General features: G+C 67.3%; 8 protein-coding genes and 1 pseudogene. 7 read left to right on the plus strand and 2 right to left on the minus strand.

The window, feature by feature from the left end:
- The 3 genes and pseudogenes from ABZ749_RS23630 to ABZ749_RS23640 form a co-directional block, all read left to right on the plus strand.
- Nucleotides 1-101, plus strand: a pseudogene (locus ABZ749_RS23630) (methylmalonyl-CoA mutase family protein); the annotation flags it as partial.
- Between the two features lie 667 nt (nt 102-768).
- On the plus strand, nt 769-1020 hold the full coding sequence (locus tag ABZ749_RS23635; protein ID WP_357231209.1) for a hypothetical protein: 252 nt from the start codon (nt 769-771) through the stop codon (nt 1018-1020).
- A 106-nt stretch (nt 1021-1126) separates the two neighbouring features.
- The gene (locus ABZ749_RS23640) at nt 1127-1672 is read left to right on the plus strand and encodes a SitI3 family protein (protein WP_357231212.1); all 546 of its coding nucleotides are present in this window, start codon (nt 1127-1129) and stop codon (nt 1670-1672) included.
- Between the two features lie 75 nt (nt 1673-1747).
- Here the strand turns inward: ABZ749_RS23640 and ABZ749_RS23645 are convergent, their stop codons facing one another.
- Entirely contained in the window at nt 1748-2137 is a 390-nt protein-coding gene (locus ABZ749_RS23645) for a GNAT family N-acetyltransferase (protein WP_357231215.1), read from the minus strand.
- A 298-nt stretch (nt 2138-2435) separates the two neighbouring features.
- Between ABZ749_RS23645 and ABZ749_RS23650 the strand changes: the two genes are divergently transcribed.
- Complete coding sequence (locus ABZ749_RS23650) at nt 2436-3941, plus strand: hypothetical protein (protein ID WP_357231218.1); 1506 nt, start codon at nt 2436-2438, stop codon at nt 3939-3941.
- A 96-nt stretch (nt 3942-4037) separates the two neighbouring features.
- Nucleotides 4038-4310, plus strand: a complete 273-nt coding sequence (locus ABZ749_RS23655; RefSeq protein ID WP_357231221.1) for a hypothetical protein — start codon at nt 4038-4040, stop codon at nt 4308-4310.
- 406 nt (nt 4311-4716) lie between these two features.
- Here the strand turns inward: ABZ749_RS23655 and ABZ749_RS23660 are convergent, their stop codons facing one another.
- Entirely contained in the window at nt 4717-5874 is a 1158-nt protein-coding gene (locus ABZ749_RS23660; protein ID WP_357231224.1) for an acyl-CoA dehydrogenase family protein, read from the minus strand.
- Between the two features lie 250 nt (nt 5875-6124).
- On the opposite strand from ABZ749_RS23660, the gene ABZ749_RS23665 reads away from it, so the two are divergent.
- Nucleotides 6125-7552 (plus strand): UDP-glucose/GDP-mannose dehydrogenase family protein, encoded by a 1428-nt coding sequence (locus ABZ749_RS23665; protein ID WP_355005619.1) that lies wholly within the window; start codon nt 6125-6127, stop codon nt 7550-7552.
- A gap of 151 nt (nt 7553-7703) precedes the next feature.
- Nucleotides 7704-8042, plus strand: a 339-nt coding sequence (locus tag ABZ749_RS23670; RefSeq protein ID WP_357231227.1) for a hypothetical protein, incomplete at its 3' end; no start/stop codon positions are given.

Here is an 8042-nt window from a genome sequence, read left to right on the forward strand (position 1 = left end):
CCCGGCTCGGCAGCCCGGGCGAGTTTCCGTACACCCGGGGTGTCTACCCCACCATGTACAGGTTTGTGCCGTACGCGCTAGCGAAGCACGTGGGGCGTGGATTTGGCGATTTCGTCGGGGATCCACGCGCTTGGGCCGACGTCTTCTGGGACCGCTACTTGGACGCCAAACACTACAGGTCCGGGAAATCTTCTGCATACGAAGGAGATCATGCGGCTTCACTGCTGGCGGAATCCGGGAAGGTGTTGCTAATGTGCGCCGTTCTTAATCGCGTCGGAAACTCCAAGCTACCATCACGCTCCATCTTGGGATCCCACCGCACACAGTCCTTGTCTCGCCGCACACAGGAGCTTGTTTCATCAAGCAGGCCACGGAATCCCTCGCGATGAAAGAATTTGAAGCTGGGCTGAAGGGCTGGCACCCAGGCCTGTCTTGCAGCCAGCGCACATACCGCTTGATCTTCGCTCGTTTACAGGTGCACCTGGCCGGGCTCATCGACGGCGAAGCCTGGGTGCGGCTGTCGGAGGAGGCATCGAACCTCCCTCCGTGTGTCCGATCCCATCGATAGCGGCGACGGTGCGCATCTTCATTCACTTACCGCTCAGGCTGGTCTTTCTCGACGTGCGCGTCTGACGAGGTCCGCTGTGACGGTCCGAGCGCGACACGCGCCGCTGCCCGACACGCCGCCGGGATCCGCCTCAACCGCTGGGTGCACCAGCGAATCCTGACCCGCATCAGCTGAACTGCGGCACCAGCGAAGAGCTGGCCGTGGCGTACCCGATTGCGGAAGCGCTCCAGCAGTGGTCACCGCTACCGCTGTTCCCGACGCCCCCGGCTTGCGCGTGCGCAGGTGAGCTGCCCTGCGTCTCCCCGGGCACCTATGTCACGGCCGACGACGAGGGCGACTGGCTGACCTGCCCGACCTGCGACCAGAAGACCGTGATGGTCTCGCCCGGGGTGAGCGTGGCGGGTCTGCTCGGTGACCACGCCGCGCACACCTGCAGCCGCGAACTGCTCTGACCTTTGCGGGGCGCCGTCGCTCCTGCCGGTTCGCGTCGAACGTCCATGAGTAGGCGGTCATTGACGACGAGCCGGTCCCACTCCGACCGGAGGATCCCTCACCCCGATGTCCCACTCCACCCCTCCCTCTGACGATCCATCCACCAGGCACCCGCCGGATGCCGCCGTCTGCCCGCCGGCCGATCTACGGCGGGAGATGGCGTGCTGCGTCTGCCGCCGGATCCTGAACACCTACTTCGACGCGACCGGCCGGCTCCGGCACCTACACCCCGCCGCCCGCACCTCCTACGACCACGATCCGGACCCTGTGCCGAGCGCAGAGGTGGCAGGGGTAGCGCGGTCCTGCGATTTCTGCAGCGACCGCTATCCCGTCTTCCGGCTCGACAGCGGCCCCGTGCAGGCCCTCGCCCAATGGGAGTGGGAACCCGGCACCTACGTCAACATCGTCTTCCACCTGCCCAACAACGGACGGTCCGACAGGGCAACGCCCAAGATGGTCGCGGCCGTGGCCCGGGTACTCGCCGGCAGTCCGGACGACGCCGCGCTGGTGTTGGACGGTAACTGGCTGCTTCTCACTCGGGTCGCGGGAACTCTGCGCAAACACCGGCCCTCGTGGTGGGACAACTGCGGTGTCAACCAACTTCTCGCCTGAACGGACCCGGCGCCCGTCGTCGCCTGCCAACCGTGCCGCCCGCCCGGCTTCCGAGACAGGATTCGAACCGCTTGGCTAGTGGGTCCCGCCGACTGCTCGCCGGTACCACTGGCGAGGGCCGTCCGCCCCGGGGCTCTCGACGATCTCGCCGGGCTGGAATCCGAGCCGCTCGTAGAAGGCCCGAGCTCCGCTGGGAGCGGCGGCCGGGTGTTCGGCACCGAAGGTCAGCACTTCCAGCAGGCTCACGGGAGGAGCCACCCTCGTGGCCGCCTCGGCGACGAGGGCGCTGCCCACCCCCTGACCACGGGAAGCGCCGGCCACGACCAGCCAGCCGATCCGATACGCCGAGGGCCGGGCACTGAGCAACAAGCCACCGAGCAGATGCTCAGCGCCCCTGACGCAGAACGCGGAGCCACGCCGGATGTTCTTGTCCAGCACTGCCCGAAACTCCGGATCGTCGACCATCGGCCCAAACCATCGCTCAACCTCACCGGCCAGACTCAGGAAGCAAGGATGATCACTTGGCTCTGCCACGGCTACATTCACCTGTCGTCACCTCCTCCTCCCGGCTCTGGTTTGACCAGCGGTCAGCGGCTGATCCTCGTCGTTGTCGGCCGCCGCTTAGACTTCAGATGGCAAGACTGTTCTCGTGGAGTGCGGTGTCGAAAGACAGCTTTCCAAAAAAGTTCCAAGAATTTTTGCCGGTACCCCGCTCTGACGGCCTGGATGAGTAGGAGAACCACTCCAGACACGAAGGAGCACCATGAACGACAACGAGGCGACCGCCGCCGATAACCCCGACTCGCTCACCACGCCGGCCCGCAAGGGGATCCCCCTGGCCTCGGCGTTCCATCTGGCGGCGGCCGCGAACCCGAACCGGACGGGTGTCTCGCTCGCCACGATGTTCCGCCAGATCACCACGGCGGCGCCGGCCGTGCCCGGCATTCCGCGCGACGCGGTGTCGCCGCAGAAGGTCTCGGTGTTCCGGCACCGCCAGCGGGTTCTGTCCCGCAGCGTTGCCTACCGGACGCGACGGCGGCTGATCGACCGCCGGTTCACCCGTCGCGACCGCGAGGCCGCCCAGCAGGCTCGTCGCCCGCCGAGCCGGGAGTCGATCATCCGCGGAAGGTTTTTGGCCCGCCTGTCCGAGCCGGCCGGCAGCGGCATTCGGGATTTCATCGCGAACGTGATGGCCCCCTTCGAGAAGCTGCAGCGCATGCTCGCGGAGATGATCCGCCCATCATGGCTCCGGGCGTTCGAGGAGATGCAGGAGAGGCTTCAGCGCCTGGTCCAGAACCCGATGCGCGACGCGCTGCGCCGCATCCAGGAGCAGATCGCCGACTACGCCTGGCCCACCATCAGCGTCACCCAGCGAATGCGGGACAACATCATCGGCAGCTCGAACCTGTTCGCGCGCGCGTTCCGGCACGCGCGCGACTGGGCCTCGGGCTTCATGACCTACCAGGCGAAGTTGCGGCAGCAGATCAACGCAATGTTCAGCTCGTGGAACTGGACGCTGCCCGACATCACTGCGGTTTTCCAGCCGATCACGAACATCCTGAGGATCGTCCGCAGCATCGAGTCGCCTGGCTTGTCTTCGATGACCGAGGCGCTCACTCAGCTGGCGATCCGGGCGGTCTTCCGGGCCGCCGTCCGGGTCCGCAAGGCGATCATTCAGGAGGAGAACAGCGAGAAGATCGTCAGGGAATTCATGCTCCAGGTCCTGGACCTCTTCCCCAAGGGCGAGCCACACGTCGAAGCCGCGAAGGAAGCGCTGCTCGAGGACGCCTGGACGAGGGCGGAGCCGGAGAACGTGAAGAAGGTGCTGCGCAAGCGGATCACCGAGCTCCACCGCAACCACCGGCTGATCGGCACCACCGAACTGGGTCACCACCACATCGTGTCCCTCCAAGCGCCGTCGGACCGGGCGCGCAGCGACAGCGGTGTGATCCTCACTCTGGAGAACGCACTTGCCGACCCATGCGCCGTCGAGGATCTCGTGCTCGGCTTGCCCAAGTTCCGCGACCCCCGTATCGACCGTGTCCTGAGGAAGCTCAAGCCCGGGGAGCGGAAAGTCGCTGACCTTTATGCAGGTCACGACGGCATGACCTGGGATCGAGCCGCCGCAGCCGCCGGCCAGTCGCCAGCGTTCGGCGAGCGTGTTCGCAGGAAGTTGCTCCGGCTAGGCAACGACTTCGACAGCCGACAGGCCAACGGACGTCACGTCCCCACTACGACTAGGCCGCGGACCAAGCCAGCGTTCGTCTGAGCCCGTCCCACCTGCGACGGATCGCCGCTCGCGACCGCAAACGGTCGCGGGCGGCGAACCCCAGGCTCATCTCGCGCGTTCTCTCGGAGGATTTCCATGTCCGCGAACACGGACGGCTCTCGCACGCTCAAAAGCCGAAACACGGCCTCGAACGACCAGCCCGGCCCGAGCACCAACCGCAAGGTCAAGATTGTTGCCACCGGCGGCTGCGGCACGTTATTGGCCTCGTCGCTCACGCAGGCGTTCAGCTTGGTCCCGGCCGGTCTGCAGAGTGAGTTCCACGGCAGCCTCGCCTTCGGCGCCACGATCGGTCTCCTCTACTTGGCGCTGCCACGCAAGGCCAAGATCACCCTCGAATGGGAACGTTGATCGCAGAGTGGCTGATTTGCGGAGATCGGCTTGCTAGTCCAGCAAAGTGCTCCTAGCCGCAACCCGGGTATGGCGTCACAGGGTGATCGATGACGCAAGAGCAGCGGGCAGCCCTCACTCCAAGTGACCGTAGCTCCGATCGGCGCCAATCAACCCCATCGTTTCAATTGAAGGGTCTTCTTCGATGGACCGACAAGCATCTCAGTGGCGCCCAACCGTCCACTCTGTATTTCATCCGTGTAGATATAGCGATGAACTTCCCCAGGATTTCCCCAGAACGCCAACCGAAAGCGTCCTGGGGCGACCGGAAATATCCCGCAAGGTGACCAATCAGTCACGCTTCGCTACCGCACTGATCGACTCGGCTACACCCACTCTGAGCTGCGGAAACAGGTCGCGATTAGCCCTACAGGAGCTGCCGGGCCATGACGATCCGCTGCACCTGATTCGTCCCCTCGTAGATCTGGGTGATCTTGGCGTCCCGCATCATCCGCTCGACCGGGTAGTCCCGCGTGTAGCCGTAGCCACCCAGCAACTGCACCGCGTCGGTGGTGATCTCCATGGCGGCGTCGGAGGCGAAGCACTTGGCCGCCGCGCCGAAGTAGGTGAGATCCGCGTCGCCACGCTCCGACTTGCCAGCAGCCGCGTACGTGAGCTGCCGGGCCGCCTCGAGCTTCATGCCCATGTCGGCCAGCATGAACTGGATTCCCTGGAACTCGGCTACCGCCTTGCCGAACTGGCGACGCTCGGCCACGTACCCCTTCGCGTAGTCGAGCGCGCCCTGCGCGATCCCGACGGCCTGCGCGGCGATGGTGACCCGGGTGTGGTCAAGGGTCTTCATCGCGGTCGCGAAGCCGGTGCCCTCCGCGCCGATCATCCGGTCGGCCGGGATCCGCACGTTGTCGAGGTAGACCTCGCGGGTGGGCGAGCCCTTGATGCCGAGCTTCTTCTCCGGCGCGCCGAAGCTGACCCCGGCATCGGACTTCTCGACCACGAAGGCCGAGATGCCCCGGGACCGGGCGGACGGGTCGGTGACGGCGAATACGGTGTAGAACTCGGACACCCCGGCGTTGGTGATCCAGCGCTTGACACCGTTGAGCACCCAGTGATCCCCGTCACGTACCGCCCTGGTGGTCATGGACGCCGCGTCACTGCCCGCCTCGGGCTCGGAGAGGCAGTACGAGAACATCGCCTCACCGGCCGCGACCGGCGTCAGGTAGCGAGCCTTGAGGTCGGCGGAACCGGACAACAGGAGCGGCATGGTGCCGAGTTTGTTCACCGCCGGGATCAGCGAGGACGACGCGCAGGCACGGGCCACCTCCTCGATCACGATGGCGGTGGCCAGCGCGTCCGCGCCCGCGCCGCCGTACTCCTCGGGAATGTGCGGTGCGTGGAAGTCGGCCGCTCGCAGCGCGTCGTAGGACGCCTTGGGGAATTCCCCCGTCTCGTCGGCCTCCGCGGCGTGCGGAGCCACCTTCGCGGCGCAGACCTCTCGCACGGCTTCCCGGATCGCCTGGTGCTCCTCCGGCAACCGGTAGACGTCGAACGACTCCCCTGCGGCCATCTCGGCCCTCCCCTTCACCACTATCATGCGCAGTCTGTGACGACTCCTGACCGCCGACGGCGCAGACTGAAGACTAGCGACTGCAGTTCAGGTGATGTTACCGGCGCGTAGGTATGGGCAGGACGGTGCACCTAACGCGCTCAGCGATGATGGAGATTGAGACAGTGAGCCACCCTCCGGTGCCCCGCCCAGGCGCCGCAGCAGAATGCGACGCGACGACGCGGCGCCAGCGCGAGCGGAGAAGACAGGCGTGACGATCCCCTACCCCACCATCCAGCCGACCCCCGCCATCGCCGCGGTGACCCCGCCCTCGGGCGCACCCCGGCCGCGGGTGACGTTCCTAGGGACTGGTTACCTCGGTGCGACGTACGCCATCTGCTACGCAGAACTGGGCTACGAGGTTCTCGGGTTCGACGTCGACGCCGACAAGATCGCGATGCTGAACGCCGGTCAGGTGCCGATCCACGAGCCCGGCCTGGACGAGCTGCTCCGACGCAACCTTGCCGCCGGCCGCCTCCGGTTCAGCACCGACATCGCCGAGACCGCCGAGTTCGGTGACGTGCACTTCATCTGCGTCGGCACCCCGCAGCGGGCCGACGGCATGGGCGCCGACCTGTCGTACGTCGAGGCGTCGGTCACCAGCCTCGCGCAGCACCTGACCCGCAAGGCGTTGATCGTCGGCAAGTCCACCGTGCCGGTCGGCACCGCCGAGTGGGTCGAGCAGCTCGTCGGCAAGCACACCCCGAACGACCTGGACGTCGAGGTGGCGTGGAGCCCCGAGTTCCTCCAGGAGGGCTTCGCCGTCGACGACGTCCTGCGGCCCAACCGGATCGTGGTCGGCGTCAAGAGCGAGTGGGCCAACGGCATGCTCTACGCCGCGCACAAGGGCGTGTTCGACCTGGCCGCCACGGAGGACCGCGAGGTGCCCCTGGTGGTTACCGACTTCTCCACCGCCGAGCTGGTCAAGGTCGCCGCGAACGCCTTCCTCGCCACCAAGATCTCCTTCATCAACGCGATGGCCGAGGTCTGCGAGGCCTCTGGTGGCGACGTCACCCAGCTGGCCCGCGCGATCGGCTACGACCCGCGGATCGGCAACCGGTTCCTCCAGGCCGGCCTCGGCTTCGGAGGCGCCTGCCTGCCCAAGGACATCCGGGCCTTCCAGGCCCGCGCCCAGGAGCTGGGCGCCGGCGAGGCGCTGCGCTTCCTCCACGAGGTCGACCTGATCAACCTGCGCCGGCGTACGCGGGTGCTCCAGCTCGCCGCGGACCTGCTCGGCCGCCGCTCCGGCCCGGCCGGCCCGGACTTCTCCGGCACCCGGATCGCCGTACTCGGCGCCACCTTCAAGCCCAACACCGACGACGTCCGCGACGCCCCGGCGCTCGCCGTCGCCGCGCTGCTGCACAAGGCCGGCGCCGACGTGCACGTGTACGACCCGCAGGGCACCGAGAACGCCCGCCGCGCGGTCCCCGAGTTGACGTACGAGAGCAGCATCAACGAGGCGGTCAACGAGGCCGACCTGGTCTGCGTCCTCACCGAGTGGGCCGACTTCCGCAACGCTGACCCGGTCGCCCTCGGCGAGTTGGTCAAGGGTCGCAAGGTCGTCGACGGCCGCAACTGCCTCGACCCGGCACTCTGGGCCCAGGCGGGCTGGGAGTACCGGGGCATGGGTCGCCCCTGACCCAACCGACGCCCCGCCGGCCGGCCATCGAGCATCTCGATGGCCGGCCGGTGTCGTTGTTTGCCCCGGACCCGCCGACAAGAGTCGAAATCCGCGCCAGCTTTGGGCATGCTGCGACAGTGGGAGTCCACAGTGCGGGTGGAGGGGTGTCGTGGCGACCTTTCAATGCTCCTCGTGCGGCCGGGAGATCAAGCCGGCCGTTCGATGCCCGCACTGTGGGGCAGATCAACCACAGTGGGCCGAGCACCTGGCCGACATTGAGCGTTCGATCGCGGAGATGAAGGCGCGCGACGCCGCCATCGCCCGCGAGCAGCGGCAGATCGCCGCCAAGATGCAGGCCGCGCTCTTCCAGCGGGACATCCTCGCCCACGCCAGCGAGGAGCGGCTCAAGCAGGCCACCCGGCCACGCCGGGTGCTGCGCCGCCGCCCCGGCCGGCGGCCACCGACCGCCACCATGGGAGCGCCGCCCCGGGTGCCCCGCCAGGGCACT

The organism is Micromonospora sp. NPDC047753 (assembly GCF_040642735.1).
Taxonomy (GTDB): domain Bacteria; phylum Actinomycetota; class Actinomycetes; order Mycobacteriales; family Micromonosporaceae; genus Micromonospora.